Origin of the sequence: Pseudonocardia spirodelae (assembly GCF_037727765.1) — a bacterium.
GTDB classification, from domain to species: domain Bacteria; phylum Actinomycetota; class Actinomycetes; order Mycobacteriales; family Pseudonocardiaceae; genus Pseudonocardia; species Pseudonocardia spirodelae.
In genome coordinates this window covers 37,025-61,986 of record NZ_JBBJUP010000012.1, presented here as the reverse complement: position 1 = coordinate 61,986, position 24,962 = coordinate 37,025, and the positions used below count along the sequence as shown (strand labels likewise).

Below are 24,962 nucleotides of genomic sequence, written 5' to 3'. Positions count from 1 at the left end.
ATCAGGACGGACCGGAGCTGTGCACCGGGGTCGAGGACGGGACGATCTGCAGCAGCAGCTCCGCGCACCAGCCGAGCAGCTCGACGTCGCGCAGCGCGGCCCCGCCGATCCGGTTGCCCTGCATCGGCTTGGGCACGGTGACGACCTGGGCGGCCGCCTTGTACTGCGCCTTCGGGTAGAGCCGGCGCAGCCGCAGCTGGGCGGAGTCGGGCAGCACCATCGGCCCGATCCGCAGCTGGGTGCCCGCCGAGGCGACCTCGCGGATGCCCAGGCGGCGGCACAGCTGGCGGAACCGGGCCACCTCCAGCAGGTTGCGCACCGGGGTCGGGGGCTCGCCGTAGCGGTCGGTGAGCTCCTCGACGATCGCGGTGAGCGCGGCGTCGTCGGGCGCCTCGGCGATCTTGCGGTAGACCTCCAGGCGCAGCCGCTCGCCGTCGACGTAGTCGTGCGGGACGTGCGCGTCGACGGGCAGGTCGACCCGCACCTCGGGCAGCTCCTCCGGCTCGGCGCCGATCTCCCCGCCCGCCTGCCTGCGGAACGCCGCGACGGCCTCCCCGACCAGCCGGATGTAGAGGTCGAAGCCGACGCCGGCGATGTGCCCGGACTGCTCGGCGCCCAGGATGTTGCCCGCGCCGCGGATCTCCAGGTCCTTCATCGCGACGGCGGCGCCGGAGCCCAGCTCGGAGTGCTGGGCGATGGTCGCGAGCCGGTCGTGCGCGGTCTCGGTGAGCGGGTGCTCGGGCGGGTAGAGGAAGTAGGCGTAGCCGCGCTCGCGGCCACGCCCGACCCGCCCGCGCAGCTGGTGCAGCTGGGAGAGCCCGAGCGTGTCCGACCGCTCGACGATCAGGGTGTTGGCGTTGGAGATGTCCAGGCCGTTCTCGACGATCGTGGTGCAGACCAGCACGTCGAACTCGCGGTGCCAGAACGCGCTGACCGTGCGCTCGAGCAGGTCCTCGTTCATCTGGCCGTGCGCGACGGCGACCCGCGCCTCGGGGACGAGGTCCTGGATGGTCTTCGCCGCCCGGTCGATCGAGCTGACCCGGTTGTGCACGTAGAACACCTGGCCGTCGCGCAGCAGCTCGCGGCGCACGGCGGCGGCGACCTGCTTGTCGTCGTAGGCGCCGACGTAGGTCAGGGTCGGGTGGCGCTCCTCGGGCGGGGTGGTGATGGCCGACATCTCGCGGATCCCGGCGAGGCTCATCTCCAGGGTCCGCGGGATCGGCGTCGCGGACAGGGTGAGCACGTCGACGGCGGCGCGCAGCGCGGTGATGTGCTCCTTGTGCTCGACGCCGAAGCGCTGCTCCTCGTCGACGACCACGAGCCCGAGGTCCTTGTACCGCACGCCCGTCTGCAGCAGCCGGTGCGTGCCGACGACGACGTCGACCTGCCCCTGCGCCAGCTTCTCGATCGTCTCCCGCGCCTCGGCCGGGTCGGTGAACCGCGACAGCCCGCGCACCGTCACCGGGAACTGGCGCATCCGCTCGGAGAACGTGGTGAGGTGCTGGGTCGCCAGCAGCGTGGTCGGCACGAGCACCGCGACCTGCTTGCCGTCCTGCACCGCCTTGAACGCGGCGCGCACCGCGATCTCGGTCTTGCCGAAGCCGACGTCGCCGGAGATCACGCGGTCCATCGGGACCGGGCGCTCCATGTCCCGCTTGACCTCGTCGATCGCGGAGAGCTGGTCGGGGGTCTCGGTGTAGGGGAAGGCGTCCTCCAGCTCGCGCTGCCAGGGGGTGTCCGCGCCGAACGCGTGGCCCGGCGAGGCCTGGCGCGCCGCGTAGAGCTGCACCAGCCCGGCGGCGATGTCCTTGACGGCCTTGCGGGCCCGGCTCTTGGTCTTCGCCCAGTCCCCGCCGCCGAGCTTGTTGACCGCGGGCTGCTCGCCGCCGACGTAGCGGCTGATCTCGTCGAGGGCGTCGGTGGGCACGAACAGCCGGTCCGCGGGCTGGCCGCGCTTGGAGCTGGCGTACTCCAGCACCAGGTACTCGCGGGTGGCGCCGGAGACGGTGCGCTCCTTCATCTCCACGAAGCGACCGATGCCGTGCTGGTTGTGGACGACGAAGTCGCCGGGCTGCAGCACGGCGAGGTCGACGGCGTTGCGCCGGCGCGGGGTGGTCTTGCGCGGGGCGGTGTCGAGCCCGGCCCGGCTGCCGGTGAGGTCGGCCTCGGAGACGACGACGAGCGGCGCGCCGTCGACCGACGGGGCGGTGAACCCGTTGAGGACCCGCCCGCAGGTGACGGTGACGACGCCCTTCTCCGGGGGCTCGGCCAGCACCGGCACCGCCGTGGCGGGCACCTCGGCCTCGCGCAGCTGCTCGATCGAGCGGTCCGCGGTGCCCTGCCCGGCGAGCACGAGCACCGCGGCCCCGCCGGTGGCGACGTGCGCGCGCAGGTCGGTGAGCGCCCGGTCGGTGTCGCCGCGGTACGGCTCGATCTCGTGCACCCCCGGGACGAGCACGTCCGCGGAGCCCGACAGCAGCGGCGTCAGCGAGACGACCGGGCGGCCGGTCGCCGTCGCGTGCTCCAGCGTGGTGCGCAGGTCGCGGTAGGCCGAGCCGGAGACGTCGATCGGGGCCTCGCCGCCGGAGCCGGACGCCAGCCAGGACGCCTCCAGGAACTCCAGCCCGGTGCGGACCAGGTCCGCGCAGCGGGTGCGGATCCGCTCGGGGTCGGCGAGCAGCACCCGGGTCCCCTCGGGCAGCAGGTCGGTGAGCAGCTGCATCTCCGCACCCACCAGGGCCGGGATGAGCGACTCCATCCCCTCGCCCGGGATGCCCTCGGACAGCTTCTCCAGCAGCTCGCGCAGCGGGTTGCGGTTGAGCCCCGCGGTCTCGGGCTGCTCGTCGGCCAGCTCGGCGGCGCGGCGGCGGACCGGCCCGGTGAGCAGCAGCTCCCGGCACGGCGGGACGGCGACGCGCTCGACGTCGCCGACCGAGCGCTGGTCGGCGACGGAGAACGAGCGCAGCTCGGACACCTCGTCGCCCCAGAACTCCACGCGCACGGGGTGCTCGGCGGTGGGCGGGAAGACGTCGAGGATCCCGCCGCGCACCGCGAACTCGCCGCGGGTGGTGACCATCTCGGCGCGGGTGTAGGCCAGCTCCACCAGCCGCTCCAGCAGCTGCTCGAAGTCGTGCTCCTCGCCGGGCGCGAGCACGACCGGCTCCAGCGCGCCGAGTCCGGGGGCGACCGGCTGGATGAGGCTGCGGGCGGCGGTGACCACCACCCGCGGCGCGGTCCCCGGGGCGGCGAGGCGGTGCAGGATCGTGAGCCGGCGCGCGACGGTGTCCGGGCGCGGCGACAGCTTCTCGTGCGGCAGCGTCTCCCAGCTGGGGAGCACGACGACCGGGGCGCCCGCGCAGTCGTGCACGGTGTCGGCGGCCGCGCCCGGGGCCTCCCCGTGGCCGAGCAGGTCCGACACCGCGGCGGCGAGGTCCTCGGCCTCCCGGTCGGTGGCGGTCACCGCGAGCACGGTGCCCGCTCCGGCCAGGCCCGAGACGAGCAGCGGGCGCAGCGCGGCGGGGCCCTCGACCTGCACGGCCGGGGTCTCCCCGGTGCGGGTGTCGGCGGCCCGGGCGGCGTCGACGGCGGCGCGCAGGCCGGGGTCGGACAGGGCGGAGGTGAGCAGACCGGACAGGATGGCCACGACGGCGCTGGCTCCTCGATCGAGGTGGGCTGGCGGCGCGCGCGGCGACGGGGCCGCACCGCGCGCAGGACAGACCCCTGCCCGGGCCGCGGTAGGGACTCCCGACCCGGTCGGGGTGCCGGTCACCGACGATACGCCCGGCCCCGGGGCGGCGCGGCACCCGTCCGGCACCGGCGGTCTCAGAGCAGCCCGTCGCGCTCCAGCGTCGCCTCGTACAGGTCCAGGGTCCGCTCCTCGTCGCCCGCCCCGGCGGCGACGGCGTCGGCGTAGGCCCGCTCGAAGCGCTCCTGGTTGGCCTCCCAGGTGCGGCGGAAGGTGTCGGCGTCGCGGCGCCAGTAGCCGAGCACGCCGTAGCTCCCGGCGGGCAGGCCGCGCTCGTGGCGCAGGTGCCGGCGGGCGGCCCGGGTCGCGGACGCCTCACCGCCGACGTAGACGTAGCCGGGGCCCTCGGGCAGCGTCAGCCCGGCGACGATCGCGGGCAGCCTGCTCGCGGACTCGTCGGCGGGCACGTGCCGGACCCGGGCCCCGGCCGGGAAGTCGCCGGGCACCCGGTCGAGCTCGAGCACGACCTCGGTGTCGACGTCGTCGGGCGTCTCGGCCACGATCCGGGCCAGCGCGGGGACGACCGCGGCGTCGCCGACCAGGATCTGCCAGCGTGCGCCGGCGGGGCGCCGGAACCAGCTGTGGGTGCGCGAGACGCCGATCTCGTCGCCGACGCAGGCCCGCCGCGCCCAGCCCGCGCCCACCCCGCCCGGGTGGCAGACCACGTCGATGCAGGCCCGGGTGCGGCACGGGCTGACCTCGCGCAGGGTGTACCAGCGGCCGTGGTCGTCGCGGCCGCCGCCGGGCAGCGGGAAGTGGAAGACGCACGCCTCGTCGGGCGCGCCGGGCAGGCCCAGCGCGGCGAGCGCGGCACCCTCGATCTCGGCGCGGACGAAGGTGTCGGACAACCGGTGCAGGCCCACGACGCGGACCGCGGGCCGTTCGTCGATCAGCGTCATCGCCCCTCCAGGATAGGTGAGGCTCAGCTAAGCACAGCCGTCAAGGACGTCCGGGAACGGACGCCGCGGACACCGTGTCGCACAGCGCCCACTACTAGGTTTCTTCGTAGTCGACCACCCGATCGGGTGCGATAGCGTCCGGCGGCGTCAGCCGGGGTCCCCCCGGAGCCAGCACGGAGGAGCAAGCGGTGATCACGGTCTACCTGAACCGCCGGATCGGCGACGACGAGCGCCGCCAGTCGCTGTTCCGGGGCGACTTCCACCTCTACAGCGGGATCGGCGGCGCGAACGCCCTCGCCGACCACGCCAAGGACCTGATCGGGCAGGCCTTCGGTGGCCTCGACCCCGAGCGCGCCCAGTACGAGATGGACGTCGACGAGTTCATCCGCCGCGTCGAGCCGCTGAAGAGCGAGTTCACCAACGGCGAGAAGACCAAGGCCCTGTGCCAGCAGTTCGCCGTCGACTTCGGCGTCGACCCCGAGCGCACCTACTTCGACATCCCGCGGCTGCGCGTCATCCCGGCCGACCAGTTCCTGACCGCCGGTGTGTCCTACAACTACAAGGCGCACCGCGACATGTGGTACGGCCACCCGCAGCAGCTCGTGAACTACTGGACCCCGGTGTTCGACGTCGTCGGCGACAACGTCATGAGCATGTACACCGACTACTTCGACCGTCCGGTGAAGAACGGCTCCAACCAGTACGACTACGACGAGTGGGTCGCCAAGCACCGCACCGCGGCCGCCGGCGAGAAGACCACCGACACCCGTCCGCACCCGCTCCCGCTGGAGGACTTCGAGTCCCGCGGCGAGATCCGGATCGCCGGGCAGTCCGGGGACGTCTTCATGTTCTCCTCGAACCACCTGCACGCGTCGGCCCCGAACACCTCCGACGTCACCCGGTTCTCCTACGACCTGCGCACGATCAACCTGGACGACGTCCGGGCCGGTCGCGGGCCGCGCAACGTCGACTCCGGCGCCACCGGCACGACGCTGGGCGACTTCCTGCGGGTCTCCGACCTGGCGCCGCTGAAGGCCGAGGAGTTCGAGAGCGCGCTCGCGGACGCCTGAGCCGCACACCGGTCACGACGGCCCGGTACCCGCGCGGTGCCGGGCCGCCGTGCCCTCGACGCCCGGCCCCGCCCTGGCTACCGTCGGCCCGATGAGCGGTGAGCTGCGCCCGGTGGACGCCCGCGTGCGGGCCCTGGAGTCGATCCTGGTCGAGAAGGGCCTCGTCGACCCGGCCGCGCTCGACGAGATCGTCGAGACCTACCAGCACCGGGTCGGCCCGCGGAACGGCGCGCACGTCGTCGCCCGGGCCTGGACCGACCCGGCGTACGCGGCCCGGCTCGCCGACGACGCGACCGCCGCCGTCGCGGAGCTCGGCTACGGCGGGCGCGGCGGCGAGCACCTCGCGGCGGTGTTCAACTCCGCGACCGAGCACCACCTCGTGGTCTGCACGCTGTGCTCCTGCTACCCGTGGCCGGTCCTCGGGCTGCCGCCGGTCTGGTACAAGTCGCCGGCCTACCGCTCGCGCGCGGTGCTCGACCCGCGCGGTGTGCTCGCCGACTTCGGCACCGAGCTGGGCGACGACGTCGCGATCCGGGTCCACGACTCGACCTCCGAGCTGCGCTACCTGGTCGTGCCGCAGCGCCCGGCCGGCACCGACGGCTGGTCCGCCGACGACCTCGCCGCGATCGTCTCGCGGGACGCGATGGTCGGCACCCGGCTGGTGAGCGCGTGAACGGGGCGCACGACCTCGGCGGCGCGATGGGGTTCGGGCCGGTCGAGCCGGAGGACGAGACCGTCCGGTTCCACGCGGACTGGGAGCCGCTGGTGCTGGCCCTGACCCTGGCCGCGGCGCGTCCCGGCGGCTGGTCGATCGACGAGTCCCGGCACGCCCGCGAGTCGCTGCCGCCGCCGGTCTACCTGACCCTCACCTACTACGAGATCTGGCTCGCCGCGACGGAGAAGCTGCTGGTCGCGCACGGTCTCGTCGGCGACGACGAGCTGGCCGCCGGCCGGTCGCTGCGCCCCGCGCCGGAGGCGCCGGGCCCGCTGGACGCCGCCACGACCGCACGGGTGCTCGCCACCGGCGCCCCCACCGACCGTCCCGGTCCGGTGGCGCCGCGCTTCGCCCCCGGCGACCGCGTCCGGGCCCGGGTGATGCACCCGCGCGGGCACACCCGCCTGCCCCGCTACGTCCGCGGCCGCTGCGGCACCGTCGAGACCCGCCGGGGCGCGCACGTGCTGCCCGACGCCCGCGCGCACGGCCACGGCGAGTGCCCCGAGCAGCTCTACACCGTCGTGTTCACCGGCGCCGAGCTCTGGGGCCCGGACGCCGACCCCACGACGACCGTCTCCGTCGACGCCTGGGAGTCCTACCTTGAGCCCGCCTGACGGCCCGGTGTTCGACGAGCCGTGGCAGGCACAGGTGTTCGCGCTGGTCGTGGCCCTGCAGGACACCGGCACGCTGGACCGCCAGGAGTTCGCCGAGGCCCTCGGCGCCGAGCTGGAGGACGGGCGCGACTACTGGGACGCCTGGCTGGCGGCCTGCGAGGGGCTCCTCGACGGGCTCGGTCTCGCCGACCACGGCTCGGTGGCCGAGCGGACCGACGCCTGGCTGCGGGCCGCCGTCGCGACCCCGCACGGTGCGCCGGTCACGCTCGACGCCGACCCGCTGCGCCGGCCGGGCTAGACGAACGCCCAGACCAGCGCGGCCGCGGCGAACCCGACGACGGACAGGATCGTCTCCAGCACCGTCCACGTCATCAGCGTCTGCGTGACCGACATGTTGAAGTACCTCGCGACGATCCAGAAGCCGCCGTCGTTGACGTGGCTGGCGATGATCGACCCGGCCGAGACCGCGACGACGATCAGCGCGAGCTGCGCCTGGCTGTAGCCGCCGGCGGCGACGGTCGGGCCGATGATGCCCGCGGTCGTCACGATCGCGACGGTCGCCGAGCCCTGCGCGATCCGCAGCGCCGCACTGATCAGGTACGCCGAGGCGATCACCGGCAGGCCGATCGCCGTCATCGAGCCGGCCAGCGCGTCGCCGACCCCGGTGGTCTGCAGGACCTTGCCGAAGAACGCGCCCGCCCCGACGACCAGCAGGATCATGCCGACCGGGCGCAGCGACTCGCCGGAGATGCGGCCGAGCTCGGCCATCGAGGTGCCGCGGCGGATGCCGAGCAGGTACAGCGCGAGCAGCACCGACAGCGTCAGCGCGATCGCCGGGGTGCCGAGGAGCACGAGCACGTCGCGCAGGACGGTGCCCTCGGGCAGCGCCACCGAGGCGACGGTCGCGGCGAGGATCAGCACCAGCGGCACCGCGATGATCGAGGAGATGAGCGCGACCGACGGGGGCGCGGCGACCGCGGTGCGGGTGACGGTGCCCGTGCCGCCACCGGTGTCGGTGTCGGTGTCGGTGTCGGTGTCGGTGGCCGGGGCGGCGCCGGTGCCGCCGGAGCCCGGGCCGTGCCCGCCGGGCAGGTCCTCCGGGACGTCGACGTGGATCCGCCGCCCGATGAACGACCCCCACCAGACGCCGCTGACCAGCCACGCCGGGATGCCGCAGAGCAGGCCCATCGCGATCACCCAGCCCATTCCGACGCCGAGCAGCCCGCCCGCGGTGACCGGGCCGGGGTGCGGCGGCAGGAACGCGTGGGTCATCGACAGCCCGGCGAGCATCGGCATCGCGTAGAGGACCAGCGAGCGGCCGCCGCGCCGGGCGGCCACGTAGACCAGCGGCGCGAGCACGAAGATGCCGATGTCGAAGAACACCGGGATGCCGAGCACGAGGCCGGTGACGCCCATCGCCAGCGGTGCGCCCTTCGGGCCGAACAGGCGCAGCAGGCGCTCGGTGAGCGCGTCCGCGCCGCCGGAGCGTTCCATGATCGCGCCGAGCACGGTGCCGAGCCCGATGATCGGCGCGATGTGGCCGAGGATCCCGGCGAACCCGGTCTCGAACAGCGACTGCGATGCCTTGATCGGGGTGCCGACGAGGTCGGTCACCGACACGCCCGCGACCAGCGCGACCAGCACGCCGGTGACGATCAGCGCGATGAACGGCTCCAGGCGCAGCCGCATGATGAGCACGAGCAGCAGCACGACGCTGACGGCGGCCAGGGTGAGCAGGCCGGCCGTGTCGTTCTGCAGCCAGGTCAGGAAGGTCATCGGTGTCCTCCGGTGGTGACGGGCCCCGTGGTCCGGCCGTCGTCACGGCGGCGCAGCGCGCGGCCGGCGAGCGCGTCGGTGCGCTCCCCGCCGTCGATCGCGAAGGCCCCGTTGACCAGGACGTACGGGATGCCGGCCGCCTGCTGGGCGGGTTCGGCGAAGGTGGCGGTGTCGGCGACCGCGTCCGGGTCGAGGACGACGAGGTCGGCGGCGAGCCCGGGCCGGACGCGGCCGCGGTCGGCGAGGCGGAGCCGGTCCGCGGCGCGGCCGGTGAGGTGGTGGACGCACTCCTCCAGGGAGAACAGCCCGAGGTCGCGGCAGTAGTGGCCGAGGTAGCGCGGGAAGGTGCCCCAGGCCCGCGGGTGCGGCTTGGCCCCGACGAGCAGGCCGTCGCTGCCGCCGGTGTGGCGCGGGTGGCGCATGATCGTGCGGACGTTCTCCTCGTGCCCGACGTGCTGCAGGATCCCGGTGCCGAGGTCGTCGCGCAGCAGGACGTCCACGCAGGTGTCGAACGGGTCGCCGTCCCCCGCGACGTCGGCGATCGTGCGCCCGACCAGCCCCGCCAGCTCCGGGTTCCCGACGCCGCTGATCTCGATCGTCTCCCACTCGGCGACGACGCCGTGGCAGCCGTCCGAGCCGTGGACCTCCAGGTCGGCACGGATCCGGGCCAGCGCGGCGGGGTCGCGCAGCCGCTCCAGGGTCGCCTCGTGCCCGCCGGACTGCGACCAGCTCGGCAGGATCGCCGAGAGCGTCGTCGCGCCGGGCAGGTACGGGTAGGTGTCGAGGGTGACGTCGGCGCCGCGGGCGATCGCGTCGTCGAGCAGCGCGACCAGCTCCCCCGCCCGGCCCCTGTTCGGGCCGAAGTTGAGCGTCGCGTGCGCCAGGTGCAGCGCGCAGCCCGCGCGCCCGGTGACCTCCAGCATCTCGGCGTAGGCCTCCATCGCGCCGGCGCCGTAGCTGCGGTGGTGCGGGGCGAAGAAGCCGCCCAGCTCGCCCACCGTGCGGCACAGCGCCGCGAGCTCGGCGCCGTCGGCGTACATGCCGGGGGTGTAGGTCAGCCCGGCCGAGAGCCCGACGGCGCCCTGCTCCATCCCGGCCCGGACCAGCGCCTGCATGGCCGCGACCTCGTCGGCGTCGGCGGCCCGGTCGTCCCAGCCGCAGACCAGCGCGCGCACGGTGCCGTGCGGGACGAGGTAGGCGGCGTTGCCGGCGATGCCCGCGTCGAGCCGGTCCAGGTACTGGGCGACGGTGCGCCAGGTGAAGAACTCCGCGCCGGGGTCGCCGTTCCAGCCGGCGATCTTGCGGCGGAGCACGGCGAGGACGTCGTCGTCGACCGGGGCGTAGGACAGGCCGTCCTGCCCGAGCACCTCGGTCGTCACGCCCTGCGAGACCTTCGCGAGGTGCGCGGGCTCGGTGAGCAGCCGCAGGTCGGAGTGGGCGTGCATGTCGACGAACCCGGGCGCGACGACCAGCCCGGTCACGTCGACGACGCGGTCGGCGCCCCCGCCCGCGTCCGGGCCGACGGCGGCGATCCGGTCGCCGTCGACGAGCACGTCGGCCGGGCGGCGGGGCCCGCCGGTGCCGTCGACGACGGTGCCGCCGCGCAGCAGGGTGCGCATCAGAAGAACGTCCTGACCAGCTCGGCGACCCGCGGGTCGGAGTCCTCGACGCCGTCGAGGGCCGGGATCCAGGTCCACTTGTCGAACGCGGTGCACGGGTGCGACAGGCCGAGGCGCACCACCTGCCCGACCCGCACCGGCTCCCCCGTGCGCAGGAACGCGTGCTGGTCGTTGACGGCGGTGACCTCACCCGTCAGCGGCCGCGACAGCGCCCCGAGGTCGTCGGCGAGGCGCTGCGGCTCGGGCAGCCCCTCGTCGAACGGGACGTCGCGCTTGCCCGCGTCGAGCAGCGCGAGCCCGGGCTCGGGGGTGGACACCACGCGGGCCCAGGCGTGCATCGCCGAGCGGAACGGGCGGTCCGCGCCGTCGCGGGCGAGCGGGGAGATGCCGCGGTAGAAGCCGTCGTCGTGCACGAGGTAGGCCCCCGAGCGCAGCACCACCCGGGTGCGGTCGTCGGCGAGCCCGGCCAGGGCGTCGACGACCTGGTCGAAGTAGGCGCTGCCGCCGGCGGTGACGACGACCTCGCCGGTCTCGTAGGCGGGCAGCAGGCGGCGGTGCAGGGCGGCGAGGTCGTCGAGGTAGCCGCGGACGGTGGCCAGCGACTCCGGCGACGGGTCGTGGGCGAGCGCCCCCTCGTAGCCGCCGACGCCGGCCAGCGCGAGCACCGGGCTGGCCGCGACCGCCGCCGCGACCCGTTCGGCCTCGGCGGGTGAGCGGGCCCCGGTCCGCCCGCCGGGCGCCCCCAGCTCGACGGCGACGGCCAGCGGCCGGTCCGGGTTCCCGGCACCGGCCTCCATCGCGGCGACGGTGTCGGTCGAGTCCGCCCAGCTCAGGACGTCCAGGCCGGGGTCGGCGTCGCGGGCCGCGACGACCGCGCGCAGCCCGTGCGGGTCGACCAGGGCGTTGGCCAGCAGCACCCGGCGCACGCCCGCGTCGATCGCGACGCGCGCCTGCCACGGCGTGGCGACGGTGATCCCCCACGCGCCGTGGCGCAGCTGCAGGTCCCACAGGGCCGGGGCCATCGTCGTCTTGCCGTGCGGGGCGAGGTCGACGCCGCGCTCGGCGCACCAGCCGGCCATCCGCCCGGCGTTCGCCGCCAGCGCGGACCGGTCGAGCGTCAGCACCGGGGTCGCGAGGTCCGACAGGCGCGGGCCCGTGGCGAGCCAGTCGGCGACCGAGCCCGGCAGCGGCGGCAGCGACTTCGCGTACGGGCCCGGGCGCTCGTCCCCGAGCCGATCCCAACGGAGCATCCTCGTCCCCCTCACCAGCAGCGTTGCGTATTTTGCATCGCTGGTTGCGTATTCTGGTTGGCCTGTTCTAGCATCGACGCCGCCCGCAGGTCAACGACGGCGAGGAGCAGCGAGCAGTGGAAACCGCAGGTCGGAGCGCCGTGGTGTGCTTCGGCGAGGCCCTGGCCCTGATGGCGCGCGTCGCCGACGTCGACGACCCGGCGGCCCCCGCGAGCGCCGCCGGCGCCGAGGTGAACGTCGCGCTCGACCTGGCCGCGGCCGGCACCGGGGTCGCCTGGGTCGGGCGCCTCGGCGACGACCCGCACGGCGACCTGGTCCGCCGCACCCTCGCCGGCGCGGGCGTCGACACCGCGGGCATCGAGGCCGACCCGGTCCGGCCCACCGGCCGCTACGCCAAGTCCCCCGCACCCGGCGGCACCGTGATGACCTACCGCCGCGCCGGGTCCGCGGCCTCGGCGACCGGCCCGGAGCTGCTGGCCGCACCGGCCGTCCGCGACCGGCTCGCGACCGCGTCCTGGGTGCACGTCGGCGGGATCACCGCGGCGGTCTCGCCGTCGTGCGCGGCCGTGCTCGCCGCGCTGCTCGACCGCCCGCGCGGCTACCGCGTCGCCTTCGACGTCAACTGGCGCGAGCAGATGTGGCCCGACGGCGACCCGGCCGCGGTGGCGGCGCTGGCCGCGCGGGCCGACGTGGTGCTCGTCGGCGCGGACGAGGCGCGCCGGGTGTTCGGCACCGACGACCCCGCCGCCCTGCGCGCGCAGCTGCCCGGGCCGGAGCTCGTCGTCGTCAAGGACGGCGCGGCCCGCGCGCTGGCCGTGCACCGCGACGGCTCGGTGACCGCGCGCGCGGCGCTCTCCGTGGACGTCGTGGAGCCGGTCGGCGCGGGCGACGCGTTCGCCGCCGGCCTGCTCACCGGTCTGGTCCGCGGTGAGGACGTCGGCCGGTGCCTGCGCCGCGGGCACCTCGGCGCGGCGGCGGTGCTCGTCGTGCCCGGTGACTCCGCGGCCCCGCTGCCCGGGCACCTGCTCGACCTCGACGACGACGCCTGGTCGGCCCTGCGCGTCAGTGCGGAGCGCGTGGCGTGAGCACCAGCCTGGGCAAGGCGCTGCGCATCCTGGTCGTGCTCGGGGAGGGCCCGGCCTCCCTCGACGAGCTGGCGACCCGGCTCGACGTGCACAAGACGACGGTGCTGCGGCTGCTGCGCACGCTGGCCGAGGAGCACTTCGTCCACCGCGACGACCAGCACCGCTACCGGCTGGGCTCGCGGCTGTTCGAGCTGTCCTCGCGCGGGCTGGACCAGCGCGAGGTCCGCACGGTCGCCGCGCCGCACCTGCACGCGTTCAACCGCGCGCACGGCCACACCGTGCACCTGTCCGAACGCGACGGCGCCGAGATCGTCTACATCGACAAGCTGGAGTCGCTCGACCACGTCCGCATGGCGTCGCGGGTCGGGCTGCGCGGGCCGGTGCACTCCACGGCCGCCGGCAAGGTCCTGCTCGCCGACCTGCCCGCCGCCGAGCGCGACCGGGTGCTCGACGACGTCGGGTTCGTCGCGCGCACCCCCCGGACGATCACCGACCGGGCCGCCTACCTGGCCGAGCTCGCGCGGGTGCGCGAGCAGGGCTGGGCGCAGGACCGCGAGGAGAACGAGGCCTCGATCAACTGCATCGGGGCCCCGGTCCGCGGCCCGTCCGGCTCCGCCGTGGCGACGGTGTCGGTCTCGGTACCGACCATCGTCGCCGGTTACGACCAGCTCATCGAGCTGGTCCCGTCCCTGCTGGCCGTGACCGGGACGATCTCCCGCGATCTCGGCTGGCGCCCGTCCCGAGAGGAACCCCCCGCATGAGCACCGCCGCCGACGGCACCGTGGCCACCCCCGACGCGCCCGCCCCCGCGCACACCTTCAGCCAGGGCGTGCGCCGGGGCGGCCTGCTGCAGGTCTCCGGGCAGGGCCCGATGGACCCGGCGACCGCGTCCTACATCGCCCCGGGCGACGTGCACGCCCAGACGCTGCGGACCCTGGAGAACGTCCGCGCGATCCTGGAGGCCGGCGGCGCGTCGGTCGCCGACGTGCTGATGTTCCGCGTCTACCTGACCGAGCGGTCGCACTTCACCGCGATGAACGAGGCCTACGGCGAGTTCGTCGCCCGCCACGTGCCCGAGGGGTCGGCGCTCCCGGCCCGCACCACCGTCTTCGTGGGCCTGCCGCACGCCGAGATGCTGGTGGAGATCGACGCCCTGGCCGCCCCCGCCGCCTGACCCGCACGCACCGGGCGTCGCGATCCGGTACCGCGCGGTGCGATGTCGCGACTTTCGGCGGGCGAGGCGGCCCGCGGGGTCAGCGGGCGTAGCGCAGCTCCGCGCGCGCCCGGGCCTTCGCCGCCTCCACCTCGCGGTCCTTCGGCGGGGCGGTGGTGGTGAGCCCGTCGAGCAGCTCCCGGGTCGCCGCGGCGACGGCGGCGACCGCCCGCTCGAACGCCTCGGCGTTGGCCTGCGACGGCCGCGCCGCGCCGGAGATCTTGCGGACGTACTGCAGCGCCGCGGCGTCCACCTCGTCGGTGGTCGCCGGCGGCTCGAAGTTGTGCAGCGTCCGGATGTTGCGGCACATGGGTACCCCCCGAGAACGACGACGGCCCGCCCCGCGACCGTAGCGCGGGACGGGCCGTCGGCCGAGGGTCCTAGCCGATGACGTGCATCGACCCGTCGAGCTCCCCCGCCGCCTGACGGCGGTTGAGGACGGCGAGACGGGTGAAGGAGTTGTCGAACGCGTCCTGGGTCAGGCCGCGGTTCCGGTACTCGGTCGCGAGCTGCCCGGCGCCGGCCGGGATCGTCCAGCCGGCCTCGAACCCGAGCTCCTTGCGGGCCCGGGAGAAGTCGACCCGGTAGCTGCGCGGGTCGTTGCCGGCCTCGCCGGTGATGTTCAGCGTCGAGCCCGGGACGGCGTCGATCACGGCCTGCGCGATCTCGGCGACGGTCCGGTTGTTCTTCTCGGTGCCGACGTTGTACGCGCGGGCCCGCACGACGTCCGCCGGCGCGTCCAGCGCGGCGACGACCGCGCCGGCGATGTCCTCGGCGTGCGCGAGCGGACGCCACGGGGTGCCGTCGGAGAGCACGGTGACCTCGCCCGTCAGGATCGCGCGGCCGACCAGGTTGTTGAGCACGATGTCGGCGCGCAGCCGCGGCGAGAAGCCGAACGCGGTCGCGTTGCGCATCGAGACCGGCACGAAGTCGGCGTCGGCCAGCTCGGCCAGGTCGTCCTCGACGCGGACCTTGGAGATCGCGTACGGGGTGACCGGCTTGAGCGGGGCGTCCTCGTCGACGAGGTCGTCGCCGGACTGGGCGCCGTAGACCGAGCAGGTGGAGGCGTAGACGAAGCGGCCGACACCGGCCTCCTTCGACAGCCGCGCCAGCCGGGTGGAGGCGTGGTGGTTGATGTCGTAGGTGATCTCCGGGGCGAGCGAGCCCAGCGGGTCGTTCGACAGCGCCGCCATGTGCACGACGGCGTCGAACCCGCCCAGCTGCTCGACCGTCACGTCCCGCAGGTCGGTCGACACGCCGTCGACGTCGGGGGTGTCCAGCGAGCCCAGCACGCACTCCGCGAACAGGCCGGAGTCCAGGCCGGAGACCTGGTGCCCGGCGGCGGCGAGCAGCGGCGCCATCACCGTGCCGAGGTAGCCCTGGTGGCCGGTGAGCAGTACGCGCATGGTGTCCCTCTCGTGTGGGTGTGTGCGGTGTGCGTGCGGGTCAGAAGCCGGACGGCTCGGAGCCGACCATCGGCGCGGCGGACAGCGTCATCTTCTGGACGTGGAAGGCCTCGGCGTAGCGGGCGTGGCACTGCACGCCGCGCACCCGGGCCAGGCCGCGGAAGGTCTCGTCGTCGAACCAGGTGCGGTCGCGCTGGCTGCCGTAGTGCTCGTTGAGCTTGGCGATCTTCTCGGTGAGCACCGGCTCGGACAGCGGCAGGTAGACCGTGGGCTGGGCCAGGTCGCCCTCCCACTTGAGGATCTCGTAGCCCAGCGTCAGGTGGTCCCGGTACGCGGTCGGGATCATCTGCGACAGGGTGCGGTGGTCCTGGTGGGCGTCGTGCGGCGACGGCCCGATCACCAGGTCCGGCTCGCCCCGGGTCCGCAGGTCCTCCAGCGCCGTCTTGGCCCGCTCCCAGTGCAGCGGGACGCGGCCGTCGGGCAGGTCCATGACGATCACGTCGAGGTTCGCCCCGGGGGTGAACGCGGCCAGCGCGGCCCGCTCCTCCTCCTCGCGCAGCGAGCCCGCACCGGTCAGGACCAGCGCGGTGACGTCCAGGCCCGGATGGGCCCGGCACAGCTCCAGCAGCGTCCCGCCCGCCCCGATCGGGATGTCGTCGCAGTGCGCGCCGAGCAGCAGGACGCGGTCGAGCCGCTCCGGCAACAGGTTCAGCACGGTCCCCTCACTCCCCCCGGATCCGGTCGATCAGTCGCGCTGGTGGCTGGCGCGCTGCATCTCGGCGATGGCGGCCTGCAGCGGGTCGCGGTCGGTGCCGTGGGACTCCCACAGCATCCAGGGCCGGGCCCCGCTCTGGTACGCCGCCTCCAGCGCGTTGCGCTCCTTGACCGTGTCGGCCGGCTGCCAGAACCCGCGGTGCCGGTAGGCCGACATGCGGCCCTTGCGGGCGAGCGGGGCGGCGGCGTCGGCGATGAGGTCGCAGTCCTTCTCGAGGAAGTCGAAGATCTCCGGCCGGAACATGAGATAGCCGCCGTTCTCCCAGATCGGCATCTCCTGCAGCGTGGTGATCGAGTCGAGCTTGCCGTTCTCGTCGACGTCGACGCAGTGGAACGCCGACTGCGGCGGCACCGCCATCAGCTGCCCGACGGCGTCGGTCCCGGCGAACTGCTCCACCATCGCGTCCAGCGGGGCGTCGGTCAGGACGTCGGCGTAGTTCGCGTGGAACATCTCCTCGTCCTGCACCAGCGACCGGACCCGGCGCAGCCGCTCCCCGATCGGGGAGTCCAGGCCGGTGTGGACGAAGGTGATGTTCCAGTCCGAGATGTCGCTGCCCATGAGCTCGACCTCGCCCTGGTGCAGCACGAAGTCGTTGGACTCGGTCTCGTCGTAGTTCAGGAAGTAGTTCTTGATGTGGTGCGCGCCGTAGCCCAGGCACAGGACGAAGTCCTTGTGGCCGAAGTGGGCGTAGTAGCGCATCACGTGCCAGATCAGCGGGCGCGGGCCCACCGGGTGCATCGGCTTGGGCAGGTCGGAGGCGCCGTCGCGCATCCGCATGCCGTAACCACCGCAGAACAGGACGACCTTCACGTCAGACCACCTCGAGCGACGGGATCGGGAAGACCAGCGTGCCGCCCCACTCGCGGACGTAGGACAGCTGCTCGGTCAGCTCGGTGCGCAGGTTCCAGGGGAGGATCAGCACGTGGTCGGGGCGGTCCTGCGCGATCCGCTCCGGTGCGAAGATCGGGATCCGGGTGCCCGGCGTCAGCCGGCCGTGCTTGTACGGGTTGCGGTCCACCGTGTACTCGAGCAGGTCGGGCCGGATGCCGCAGTAGTTGAGCAGCGTGTTGCCCTTGCCCGGCGCGCCGTAGCCGACGACGCGCTTGCCCTGCCGGCGGGCGTCGATGAGGAAGGACACGAGGTCGTCGCGGATGGTGGAGACGGCCTCGGCGAACCCGTCGTGCCCCTCCGGGGTGTGCAGGCCGGCGGCCGCCTCGGCGGCGAGGACCTCGCGGACCTTCTCCGACGGCGCCCCCGCGACCTCGGCCGGGCGCGCCCACATGCGGATCGAGCCGCCGTGGGTGTCGAGCAGCTCGACGTCGACCAGGGACAGACCGCCCGCGGCGAGGGCCCGCTGGCCGGTGAGCAGCGTGTAGTACTGGAAGTGCTCGTGGTAGATCGTGTCGAACTGCTTGCGCTCGACGAGCGTGAGCAGGTGCTGGACCTCGATCGAGACCCAGCCGTCGTCGGCGACCATGGCGCGCAGGCCGCGGGCGAAGCCGACGACGTCGGGGATGTGGGCGAACACGTTGTTGCCGCAGACCAGGTCGGCCGGGCCGTGCTCGGCCCGCACGCGGGCACCGGTCTCCGGGGTGAGGAAGGCCGTCAGCGTCGGGACACCCTTCTCCCGGGCGGCCTCGCCGACGTTCACGCTCGGCTCGACGCCCAGGCAGCGGATGCCCTTGCCGACGACGTGCTGGAGCAGGTAGCCGTCGTTCGAGGCGACCTCGACGACGAACGACCCCTCGTCCAGCCCGGCCCGCTGCTGCGCGGAGTCGACGAAGCGGCGCGCGTGCTCCACCCACGAGGAGCTGAAGGAGGAGAAGTAGGCGTACTCCTCGAAGGTCTCCTCCGGGCTGATCTCCGGCGGGAGCTGGGCCAGCAGGCACGAGTTGCAGACGCGGACGTGCAGGGGGAAGGTCTGCTCGGGCTGCTGCGCCGTCTGCTCGGTGAGGAACAGCTCGCACGGCGGCGTGGCACCGAGGTCGCAGAAGCTCCGCAGGTCCGTGGTCCCACAGAGACGGCACGTCAGAGCGGTTCCGGCGACGACGGACGACGTCGCCCCGGAAGCATCCGTGTTCAGCACGCACGGGAGTGTGTCAACTCGACGCGCGCGCGCCGCGCCCGGGGTGCGCGTCACCTTTTCGTGGGTGTTTGTCCGTGACCTGCGTCATCGCGAGGCAACCCGCGGGCCGGGTGCGCTGCGGGGACGCCGCACGCGGCGTGCCACGATGACCGTGCCCCACGATCCGCCGTGGTGTAACGGCAGCACCTCGGATTTTGGTTCCGATGGTCCAGGTTCGAATCCTGGCGGCGGAGCGGTGCCCCGCGGCCCCGTCGCCGATACCGTGCACGACCGTGTCCTCCGCCACGGCTTCCCACCACGGTCCCGCGCCCGAGCCCCAGGACGTCACGGCCCCGCTGACCGCCGCCGCCGCGTTCCTCGTGCTGCGCGTCGGGGGCGGCGACGCCGCGACGGCCACCGCCCGCTCGGTCCTGGCCGCCACGTCCGACCTGGTCGAGAACGTGCGCATCCGTTCCGACGGCACGCCCTTCAGCTGCAACGTCGGCATCGCCGACCGGGTCTGGGAGCGGCTGGTGGGCGGCGCGAAGCCCCGCGAGCTGGCCCCGTTCCGCGAGATCGCGGGCGCGACGCACACCGCCGTCGCCACCGACGGCGACCTGCTCTACCACCTGCGCGCGGACTCCACCGACCTGATCGTGGAGTTCGAGAAGCTCCTGCTGGAGGCGTTCGGCGACGCCGTCGCCACCGTCGACGAGACCGCGGGCTTCCGCTACTTCCACGGCCGCGACCTGCTGGAGTTCCTCGACGGCACCGCCAACCCCGACGGCGCGGACCTCCCGGCCGCGACGCTCGTCGGCGACGAGGACCCCGCCCACGCCGGCGGCAGCTACGTCGTCGTGCAGAAGTACCTGCACGACATGGCGGCCTGGCGGGCGCTGAGCGTCGAGGACCAGGAGCGCATCGTCGGCCGCACCAAGTTCGACAACGTCGAGCTCCCCGACGCCGAGGAGGGACAGAAGTCCCACAAGACGCTCTGCACGATCACCGACGACGACGGCACCGAGCACGACATCCTGCGCGACAACATGCCCTTCGCCGCGCCCGGCCGCGGCGAGTACGGCACCTACTTCATCGGCTACAGCCGACGCCTGCGGGTGATCGAGGCGATGCTGGAACGCATGTACGTGGGCGACCCGCCGCCGTTGCACGACCGGATCCTCGACTTCTCCACCCGCGCACGGGCGGCACGTTCTTCGTACCGGCCCGGCCGGTGCTCGACGGCATCGACGGCTGACACGCCACCGCCCCGCTCCGGCGGACCGGGCGGGGCGGCGTGCGGTGGTGCCGCGGCAGCGCTGCGGTGCTGCGTGCGGTGGCGCCGCGGTCAGCTCTCGAGCGCGGCGTCCAGGGTGATCTCGACGCCGGTCAGCGCCTTCGACACCGGGCAGCCGGCCTTGGCGGCCTCGGCGGCCTTCGCGAAGCCGTCGGCGTCGAGGCCGGTGACCTCGCCGCGGACCTTCAGTGCGATCCCGGTGAGCCTGAAGCCACCGTTGTCCTTGTCCGGGCCGAGCGAGACGTCGGCCGACACCTCGAGCGACTCCGGGGTGCCGCCGGCCTCGGCGACGTTCGCCGAGAGCTGCATCGCGAAGCAGGCGGAGTGCGCCGCCGCGATGAGCTCCTCCGGGCTGGTGGTGCCGCCGGCCTCGTCGGCGGCGCGCTTCGGGAAGCTGACCTCGTAGGTGCCGGCCTTCGAGCTGGACAGCTCGACCTGGCCGGAGCCCTGCTCCAGGGTGCCGTTCCAGGCGGTGCGGGCGCTGCGCGTGGGCATCGTGACCTCCGTGTCGTCGGAACCGGTTTTGCACAACCGATCAGTCGGAAGTGTTCTCCGCCCCGACGGTTCCCGCCACCCCTGGCCGCGAAACGCCGCGCAGGGTCACTGCGGGATGTTGGTGACCTCGACCCGGTCGCCGACCTGCAGCGAGTTGAACCAGCGCTCGGCGTTGGCCCGGGACAGCCGGACGCAGCCCGCGGACTCGGTCTCGGTGTTGCCCTCGTGGAAGGCGATGCCCCCGGGGGCGAAGAAGACCGCGAACGGCATCGGCGCGTTGTCGAACTCCGCGCTGCGGTGGTCCTTGTTCTTCCACTGGACCTGGAAGACCCCGGCCGGGGTGCGCTGCCCCTTCTTGCCGAACGACGCCGGGACCGGCCCGGCCTCGATCCTGCCGTCGCGGATCAGCCACGCCGTGGAGTTCGCGAGGTCGACGCAGGCGCGCGCGGCCGCCGAGCACGGCGTGCCCTCCGCGCGCCCCGGACCGCTGTCGGACGTCGCGGGCTCCGCCGACGCGGTCCCGATCATCCCGGCGGTCAGCCCGGCCAGCACCAGGGCCACCACCGTGGCCAGGACCATCATCATCCGGGGCCGCCGGCGGCGTCCCTCGACCTCGCGCGTCATCGCACTCCCGCTCATCGCTGCTGCCGACGGCCGACCTCGTCGTCGTCCGTCGCTCCTGGCGGGGAAACGAGAGCGCGGCACGACCGGTTACCACCCGAAGGATTGATCTTCGCTCCCGAGCCGCCACGGAGCGGGACGACGGGCCCGCCGGGTCGTGCGGCGAGCCCCGTACGATGCCGTACCGGCACGGCGCGCCCGGCGCGCCCACACGCCCGTCACGGGCGGAGAGTCCGGCAGGAGGAACCGAACATGCCCGATCCCCACCGGGACGACACCGGTGACGGAGCGGCACCCGGCGCGACCGCCGTCGCGGCCGGCATCGTGCTCGCGGCTGGCGCGGGCTCGCGGATGCGGTCGGCGACACCCAAGGTCCTGCACCCGCTCGGCGGCCGCAGCATGCTGGGCCACGCGCTGCACGCGCTCGCCGGGACGTCCCCGGAGCACCTGGTGGTCGTCGTCGGGCACGAGCGGGAGCGGGTGTCCGGCGCCGTCGGCGAGATCGCCGCGGAGCTCGGCCGCGACGCCGTCACCGCCGTGCAGGAGCAGCGTCTGGGCACCGGCGACGCGGTCCGCTGCGGCCTCGGGCCGCTGCCCGCCGACCTCGAGGGCACCGTCCTGGTGACCTACGGCGACGTACCCCTGCTCGACACGGCCACGCTGTCCGCGCTGGTCGCCGAGCACGAGGCGCACGGCGCGGCCGTCACGCTGCTGACCTGCGAGCCGGCCGACCCGGCCGGCTACGGCCGGATCGTGCGCGACGGCGGCGCGGTCGCCGCGATCGTCGAGCACGCCGACGCCACCGACGCGCAGCGCGCGATCGGCGAGGTCAACTCCGGCGTCTACGCCTTCGACGCGGCCTTCCTGCGCGCGGGCATCCGCGGTCTGGCCGCGCACAACGCGCAGCAGGAGCTCTACCTCACCGACCTCGTCGCCGCGGCCGTCGCGGCGGGCAGCCCCGTGCACGCCGTCCGCTGCGACGACGAGTGGCTCGTCCGCGGCGTCAACGACCGCGTGCAGCTGGCTGAGCTGCGCGCCGAGCTGAACCGCCGCGTGCTGCGGGAGCGGATGCTCGCCGGCGTCACCGTCGTCGACCCGGGTACGACCTGGGTGGACGTGCAGGTGCGCCTGGGCACCGACGTCGTGCTGCACCCGGGCACCCAGCTGCACGGTGCGTGCGAGATCGGCGACGGCGCCGAGATCGGCCCGGACACCACGCTGACCGGCGTGACGGTCGGCGCCGGCGCGAGCGTCGTGCGCACGCACGGCTCGGACTCGCGGATCGGCCCGGGCGCCTCGGTCGGGCCCTTCGCCTACCTGCGTCCCGGCGCCGTGCTCGGCGAGCGGGGCAAGATCGGAACCTTCGTCGAGGTCAAGAACTCCGACATCGGGGCGGGCACCAAGGTGCCGCACCTGACCTACGTCGGTGACGCGTCGATCGGCGAGATGAGCAACATCGGCGCGTCGTCGGTCTTCGTGAACTACGACGGCGTCCGCAAGCAGCGGACCGTCGTCGGGTCGTACGTGAAGACCGGCTCGGACACCATGTTCATCGCCCCGGTCACGGTCGGCGACGGCGCCTACACCGGTGCCGGGACGGTGCTCCGCGACGACGTCCCGCCGGGGGCGCTCGCGGTGTCCGGCGGTGCGCAGCGCACCATCGAGGGGTGGGTGCCGCGCAAGCGGCCCGGCACCCCCGCCGCCGAGGCGGCCGAGCGTGCGGGCGCCGTCCCGCCCGCGGAGGCCGGCGGCGGCACCAGCAACGAGAGCAACGACAGCAGAGACCTCAGCCGAGGAGGCACCGCACGGTGAGCGCGATCGCAGGCACTCCCACGAAGAACATGATGCTCTTCTCGGGGAGGGCGCACCCGGAGCTCGCCGAGCACGTGGCGAAGGAGCTCGACGTCACGGTCACCCCGCAGTCGGCCTACTCCTTCGCGAACGGCGAGATCTTCTGCCGTTTCGAGGAGTCGGTCCGCGGGTCGGACGCGTTCGTGATCCAGGCGCACTCCGCCCCGATCAACGACGCGATCATGGAGCAGCTGATCATGGTCGACGCGCTCAAGCGCGGCTCGGCCAAGCGGATCACCGCGGTCATGCCGTTCTGGGGCTACGCCCGCCAGGACAAGAAGCACCGCGGCCGCGAGCCCATCTCGGCCCGCCTGGTCGCGGACATGTTCAAGACCGCGGGCGCCGACCGGATCCTGACCGTGGACCTGCACACCTCGCAGATCCAGGGCTTCTTCGACGGCCCGGTGGACCACCTGTTCGCGCTGCCGGTGCTCGCCCAGCACATCAAGAGCACCCGGCCCACCGAGAACTTCGCCGTCGTCTCCCCCGACTCCGGCCGGGTGCGCCTGGCCGAGCGCTGGGCCGAGACCCTCGGCGGCACCCCGCTGGCGTTCATCCACAAGACCCGCGACCCGCTCAAGCCGAACGAGGCCGTCGCGAACCGGGTGGTCGGTGACATCGAGGGCCGCTGCTGCGTGGTCATCGACGACATGATCGACACCGGTGGCACGGTCGCGAAGGCCGTCGAGGTGCTGCTGAAGGAGGGCGCGGCGAAGGTGATCGTCGCCGCCACCCACGGGGTGCTGTCCGGCCCGGCCACCGAGCGTCTCGCGAACTGCGGCGCCGACGAGGTCATCTTCACCGACTCGCTGCCGATCCCGGCCGAGAAGCGCTTCGACGGCATGACGGTGCTGCCGATCGCCCCGCTGCTCGCCGAGGCGATCAAGCAGGTCTTCGAGGACGGCTCGGTGACCAGCCTGTTCGACGGCAACGCCTGAGCCCACCCGCTCCGCCGACGGCGTCCCACCACCCGGTGGGGCGCCGTTCGTCGTTGCGGTGGGGGCCCGCAGGGTGTAGGGCGACGGCTGGCGTAGACTGCTCGTCATCTCCGCGGCGAGGGCGGGTGCACGCTGACCCGCCGTGATCGACGTGGGCCGATCCCGGTCGGCTCCTCGCCGCGCGCGCCTTCCACCGCAGACAGTTCGAGGAGCAGTTCCCGTGGCCCAGACCCGCATCCCCGCCGAGAACCGGACCGAGTTCGGCAAGGGCGCCGCCCGCCGCACCCGCCGCGCCGGCAAGATCCCCGCCGTCCTCTACGGCCACGGGACCGACCCCGTCCACCTCTCGCTGCCGTCGCTGCAGTTCGCCGCGGTCGTCCGCGAGCAGGGCCGCAACGCCGTCCTGGAGCTCGACGTCGACGGCTCGGCGCCGCAGCTCGCGCTGACCAAGACCGTGGTCGTGCACCCGCTGCGCCCCTACATCGAGCACGTCGACCTGCTCGTCATCAAGCGGGGCGAGAAGGTCGAGGTCGAGCTCGACGTCGTCGTCACCGGCGAGGCCGTCCCCGGCTCGCTGGTCACCCAGGACCTCAACACCGTCACCGTCGAGGCCGACGTCCTCAACATCCCGGAGAACATCGAGATCTCCGTCGAGGACGCCGAGATCGGCACCCAGTACTTCGCCAAGGACCTGGTCCTGCCGGGCGGCGTCGAGCTGCGCACCGACGAGGAGTACCTCGTCGTGCAGGTCGTCCCGGCCCCGACCGAGGAGGACCTCGAGGCCGAGGTCGACGCCGAGGGCGCCGGTGTGGTCGAGGAGCCCTCGGACGAGGAGCAGGCCGCCGAGGCCGAGGGCGAGTCCGCCGAGGGTTCCGCGGACTCCGAGGGCGACTCCGAGTCCTCCGACAAGTGAGCCCCGTGCCGGGGCCGGCCCTCGTCGTCGGGCTCGGGAACCCGGGCCCGGAGTACGAGGGCACCCGGCACAACGTCGGCACCCGCGTCGCCGCCCTGCTGGCGGCGCGGGCCGGCGCCGGCCGGTTCTCGGCGCACAAGAGGTCGAACTCCGACATCGCGCAGGGCCGGCTCGCCGGCCGCCCGGTGACCGTGGCCGTCCCCCGGACATACATGAACCTCTCGGGCGGTCCGGTCGCGGGCCTCGTGCAGTACTTCTCGATCCCGCCGACCGAGGTGATCGTCGTCCACGACGAGCTCGACCTCGACTTCGGCGTGGTCCGGCTCAAGCGCGGCGGCGGCGAGGGCGGGCACAACGGCCTGCGCTCGATCAGCAAGGCGCTGGGCACGAAGGACTACCTGCGCGTGCGGTTCGGCATCGGGCGCCCGCCCGGCAGGCAGGACCCGGCGGACTACGTGCTCAAGCGGTTCTCCTCGGTGGAGAACAAGGAGCTCGACCTCGGCCTGGACCTGGCGGCGGACGCCGCCGAGGCGCTGCTCGCCGAGGGGCTGGAACCGGCGCAGAACCGGTTCCACCCGCTGTCGGGCTGAGCCCCGTCCGCCACCGGAGCCCCGGTCC

23 protein-coding genes, 1 tRNA gene and 1 pseudogene are annotated in these 24,962 nt (G+C 74.0%); 13 read left to right on the top strand and 12 right to left on the bottom strand.

Features of this window, described 5'->3' with window-relative positions; genetic code table 11:
* Window position 1: 1 nt before the first annotated feature.
* On the bottom strand, window positions 2-3,634 hold the full coding sequence (gene mfd, locus WJX68_RS15740; protein ID WP_340291732.1) for a transcription-repair coupling factor: 3,633 nt from the start codon (window positions 3,632-3,634) through the stop codon (window positions 2-4).
* 188 nt (window positions 3,635-3,822) lie between these two features.
* Entirely contained in the window at window positions 3,823-4,644 is an 822-nt protein-coding gene (locus tag WJX68_RS15735; RefSeq protein WP_340291485.1) for a siderophore-interacting protein, read from the bottom strand.
* 188 nt (window positions 4,645-4,832) lie between these two features.
* On the opposite strand from WJX68_RS15735, the gene WJX68_RS15730 reads away from it, so the two are divergent.
* The 4 genes from WJX68_RS15730 (at window position 4,833) to WJX68_RS15715 (ending at window position 7,341) form a co-directional block, all read left to right on the top strand.
* Window positions 4,833-5,714, top strand: a complete 882-nt coding sequence (locus WJX68_RS15730) for a phytanoyl-CoA dioxygenase family protein (protein ID WP_340291483.1) — start codon at window positions 4,833-4,835, stop codon at window positions 5,712-5,714.
* A gap of 91 nt (window positions 5,715-5,805) precedes the next feature.
* A complete protein-coding gene (gene nthA, locus WJX68_RS15725; protein ID WP_340291481.1) occupies window positions 5,806-6,387 on the top strand; it encodes a nitrile hydratase subunit alpha in 582 nt (193 codons plus the stop codon).
* Window positions 6,384-7,043, top strand: a complete 660-nt coding sequence (nthB, locus tag WJX68_RS15720; protein ID WP_340291480.1) for a nitrile hydratase subunit beta — start codon at window positions 6,384-6,386, stop codon at window positions 7,041-7,043. The genes nthA and nthB overlap by 4 nt, the downstream gene beginning before the upstream one ends.
* Window positions 7,030-7,341 carry a nitrile hydratase accessory protein gene (locus WJX68_RS15715; protein ID WP_340291478.1) on the top strand — a complete coding sequence of 104 codons (312 nt, stop codon included), beginning with the start codon at window positions 7,030-7,032 and terminating at the stop codon, window positions 7,339-7,341. Before nthB ends, WJX68_RS15715 begins: the two co-directional genes overlap by 14 nt.
* On the opposite strand, the gene WJX68_RS15710 is transcribed toward WJX68_RS15715, so the two are convergent.
* The 3 genes from WJX68_RS15710 to WJX68_RS15700 are packed head-to-tail and all read right to left on the bottom strand — an operon-like array spanning window position 7,338 to window position 11,688.
* On the bottom strand, window positions 7,338-8,819 hold the full coding sequence (locus WJX68_RS15710) for a GntP family permease (RefSeq protein ID WP_340291476.1): 1,482 nt from the start codon (window positions 8,817-8,819) through the stop codon (window positions 7,338-7,340). The two genes, WJX68_RS15715 and WJX68_RS15710, sit on opposite strands and share 4 nt — an antisense overlap.
* On the bottom strand, window positions 8,816-10,438 hold the full coding sequence (locus WJX68_RS15705) for an N-acyl-D-amino-acid deacylase family protein (protein ID WP_340291474.1): 1,623 nt from the start codon (window positions 10,436-10,438) through the stop codon (window positions 8,816-8,818). The genes WJX68_RS15710 and WJX68_RS15705 overlap by 4 nt, the downstream gene beginning before the upstream one ends.
* Complete coding sequence (locus WJX68_RS15700) at window positions 10,438-11,688, bottom strand: alanine racemase (RefSeq protein ID WP_340291472.1); 1,251 nt, start codon at window positions 11,686-11,688, stop codon at window positions 10,438-10,440. Before WJX68_RS15700 ends, WJX68_RS15705 begins: the two co-directional genes overlap by 1 nt.
* 116 nt (window positions 11,689-11,804) lie before the next feature.
* On the opposite strand from WJX68_RS15700, the gene WJX68_RS15695 reads away from it, so the two are divergent.
* Genes WJX68_RS15695 through WJX68_RS15685 form a run of 3 tightly spaced genes read left to right on the top strand, consistent with a single transcriptional unit; the run spans window position 11,805 to window position 13,947 of the window.
* A complete protein-coding gene (locus WJX68_RS15695) occupies window positions 11,805-12,773 on the top strand; it encodes a sugar kinase (protein WP_340291470.1) in 969 nt (322 codons plus the stop codon).
* Entirely contained in the window at window positions 12,770-13,534 is a 765-nt protein-coding gene (locus WJX68_RS15690; protein ID WP_340291468.1) for an IclR family transcriptional regulator, read from the top strand. The genes WJX68_RS15695 and WJX68_RS15690 overlap by 4 nt, the downstream gene beginning before the upstream one ends.
* Window positions 13,531-13,947, top strand: a complete 417-nt coding sequence (locus WJX68_RS15685) for a RidA family protein (RefSeq protein ID WP_340291466.1) — start codon at window positions 13,531-13,533, stop codon at window positions 13,945-13,947. Before WJX68_RS15690 ends, WJX68_RS15685 begins: the two co-directional genes overlap by 4 nt.
* Window positions 13,948-14,026: 79 nt before the next feature.
* Here WJX68_RS15685 and WJX68_RS15680 read toward each other — a convergent pair whose 3' ends face one another.
* The 5 genes from WJX68_RS15680 to WJX68_RS15660 form a co-directional block, all read right to left on the bottom strand.
* Window positions 14,027-14,296, bottom strand: coding sequence for a DUF2277 domain-containing protein (locus WJX68_RS15680; protein WP_340291464.1), 270 nt, complete (start codon window positions 14,294-14,296; stop codon window positions 14,027-14,029).
* Window positions 14,297-14,366: 70 nt separating this feature from the next.
* Complete coding sequence (locus WJX68_RS15675; protein ID WP_340291462.1) at window positions 14,367-15,392, bottom strand: NAD-dependent epimerase/dehydratase family protein; 1,026 nt, start codon at window positions 15,390-15,392, stop codon at window positions 14,367-14,369.
* Between the two features lie 40 nt (window positions 15,393-15,432).
* Entirely contained in the window at window positions 15,433-16,107 is a 675-nt protein-coding gene (locus WJX68_RS15670) for a PIG-L deacetylase family protein (RefSeq protein WP_340291460.1), read from the bottom strand.
* Between the two features lie 30 nt (window positions 16,108-16,137).
* A complete protein-coding gene (locus tag WJX68_RS15665) occupies window positions 16,138-16,977 on the bottom strand; it encodes a sugar phosphate nucleotidyltransferase (RefSeq protein WP_340291458.1) in 840 nt (279 codons plus the stop codon).
* A gap of 1 nt (window position 16,978) precedes the next feature.
* A complete protein-coding gene (locus WJX68_RS15660) occupies window positions 16,979-18,253 on the bottom strand; it encodes a methyltransferase domain-containing protein (protein WP_340291456.1) in 1,275 nt (424 codons plus the stop codon).
* Between the two features lie 162 nt (window positions 18,254-18,415).
* Between WJX68_RS15660 and WJX68_RS15655 the strand changes: the two genes are divergently transcribed.
* Window positions 18,416-18,486 (top strand) — tRNA-Gln (locus WJX68_RS15655).
* Window positions 18,457-19,419, top strand: a pseudogene (locus WJX68_RS15650) (Dyp-type peroxidase); the annotation flags it as partial. The gene WJX68_RS15655 and the pseudogene WJX68_RS15650, both read left to right, overlap by 30 nt.
* Before the next feature lie 158 nt (window positions 19,420-19,577).
* On the opposite strand, the gene WJX68_RS15645 reads toward WJX68_RS15650, so the two are convergent.
* Together WJX68_RS15645 and WJX68_RS15640 are read right to left on the bottom strand one after the other, a co-directional pair.
* Entirely contained in the window at window positions 19,578-20,021 is a 444-nt protein-coding gene (locus WJX68_RS15645) for an OsmC family peroxiredoxin (RefSeq protein ID WP_340291454.1), read from the bottom strand.
* A gap of 105 nt (window positions 20,022-20,126) precedes the next feature.
* Window positions 20,127-20,660, bottom strand: a complete 534-nt coding sequence (locus WJX68_RS15640) for a L,D-transpeptidase (RefSeq protein WP_340291452.1) — start codon at window positions 20,658-20,660, stop codon at window positions 20,127-20,129.
* A 234-nt stretch (window positions 20,661-20,894) separates the two neighbouring features.
* Between WJX68_RS15640 and glmU the strand changes: the two genes are divergently transcribed.
* The 4 genes from glmU (at window position 20,895) to pth (ending at window position 24,934) form a co-directional block, all read left to right on the top strand.
* Window positions 20,895-22,454 (top strand): bifunctional UDP-N-acetylglucosamine diphosphorylase/glucosamine-1-phosphate N-acetyltransferase GlmU, encoded by a 1,560-nt coding sequence (gene glmU / locus WJX68_RS15635; RefSeq protein ID WP_340291450.1) that lies wholly within the window; start codon window positions 20,895-20,897, stop codon window positions 22,452-22,454.
* Window positions 22,451-23,431, top strand: a complete 981-nt coding sequence (locus WJX68_RS15630) for a ribose-phosphate diphosphokinase (protein ID WP_340291448.1) — start codon at window positions 22,451-22,453, stop codon at window positions 23,429-23,431. The genes glmU and WJX68_RS15630 overlap by 4 nt, the downstream gene beginning before the upstream one ends.
* 220 nt (window positions 23,432-23,651) lie before the next feature.
* Complete coding sequence (locus tag WJX68_RS15625; protein ID WP_340291446.1) at window positions 23,652-24,344, top strand: 50S ribosomal protein L25/general stress protein Ctc; 693 nt, start codon at window positions 23,652-23,654, stop codon at window positions 24,342-24,344.
* The gene (pth, locus tag WJX68_RS15620; RefSeq protein WP_340291444.1) at window positions 24,341-24,934 is read left to right on the top strand and encodes an aminoacyl-tRNA hydrolase; all 594 of its coding nucleotides are present in this window, start codon (window positions 24,341-24,343) and stop codon (window positions 24,932-24,934) included. The genes WJX68_RS15625 and pth overlap by 4 nt, the downstream gene beginning before the upstream one ends.
* Window positions 24,935-24,962 lie beyond the last annotated feature (28 nt).

Bases quoted from the DNA above. Each gene is read 5' to 3' on its own strand.
- WJX68_RS15735 (WP_340291485.1), bottom strand. From the start codon at position 4,644: ATGACGCTGATCGACGAACGGCCCGCGGTCCGCGTCGTGGGCCTGCAC.
- nthA (WP_340291481.1), top strand. From the start codon at position 5,806: ATGAGCGGTGAGCTGCGCCCGGTGGACGCCCGCGTGCGGGCCCTGGAG.
- WJX68_RS15710 (WP_340291476.1), bottom strand. From the start codon at position 8,819: ATGACCTTCCTGACCTGGCTGCAGAACGACACGGCCGGCCTGCTCACC.
- WJX68_RS15705 (WP_340291474.1), bottom strand. From the start codon at position 10,438: ATGCGCACCCTGCTGCGCGGCGGCACCGTCGTCGACGGCACCGGCGGG.
- WJX68_RS15700 (WP_340291472.1), bottom strand. From the start codon at position 11,688: ATGCTCCGTTGGGATCGGCTCGGGGACGAGCGCCCGGGCCCGTACGCG.
- WJX68_RS15685 (WP_340291466.1), top strand. From the start codon at position 13,531: ATGAGCACCGCCGCCGACGGCACCGTGGCCACCCCCGACGCGCCCGCC.
- WJX68_RS15680 (WP_340291464.1), bottom strand. From the start codon at position 14,296: ATGTGCCGCAACATCCGGACGCTGCACAACTTCGAGCCGCCGGCGACC.
- WJX68_RS15675 (WP_340291462.1), bottom strand. From the start codon at position 15,392: ATGCGCGTACTGCTCACCGGCCACCAGGGCTACCTCGGCACGGTGATG.
- WJX68_RS15645 (WP_340291454.1), bottom strand. From the start codon at position 20,021: ATGCCCACGCGCAGCGCCCGCACCGCCTGGAACGGCACCCTGGAGCAG.
- WJX68_RS15640 (WP_340291452.1), bottom strand. From the start codon at position 20,660: ATGAGCGGGAGTGCGATGACGCGCGAGGTCGAGGGACGCCGCCGGCGG.
- glmU (WP_340291450.1), top strand. From the start codon at position 20,895: ATGCCCGATCCCCACCGGGACGACACCGGTGACGGAGCGGCACCCGGC.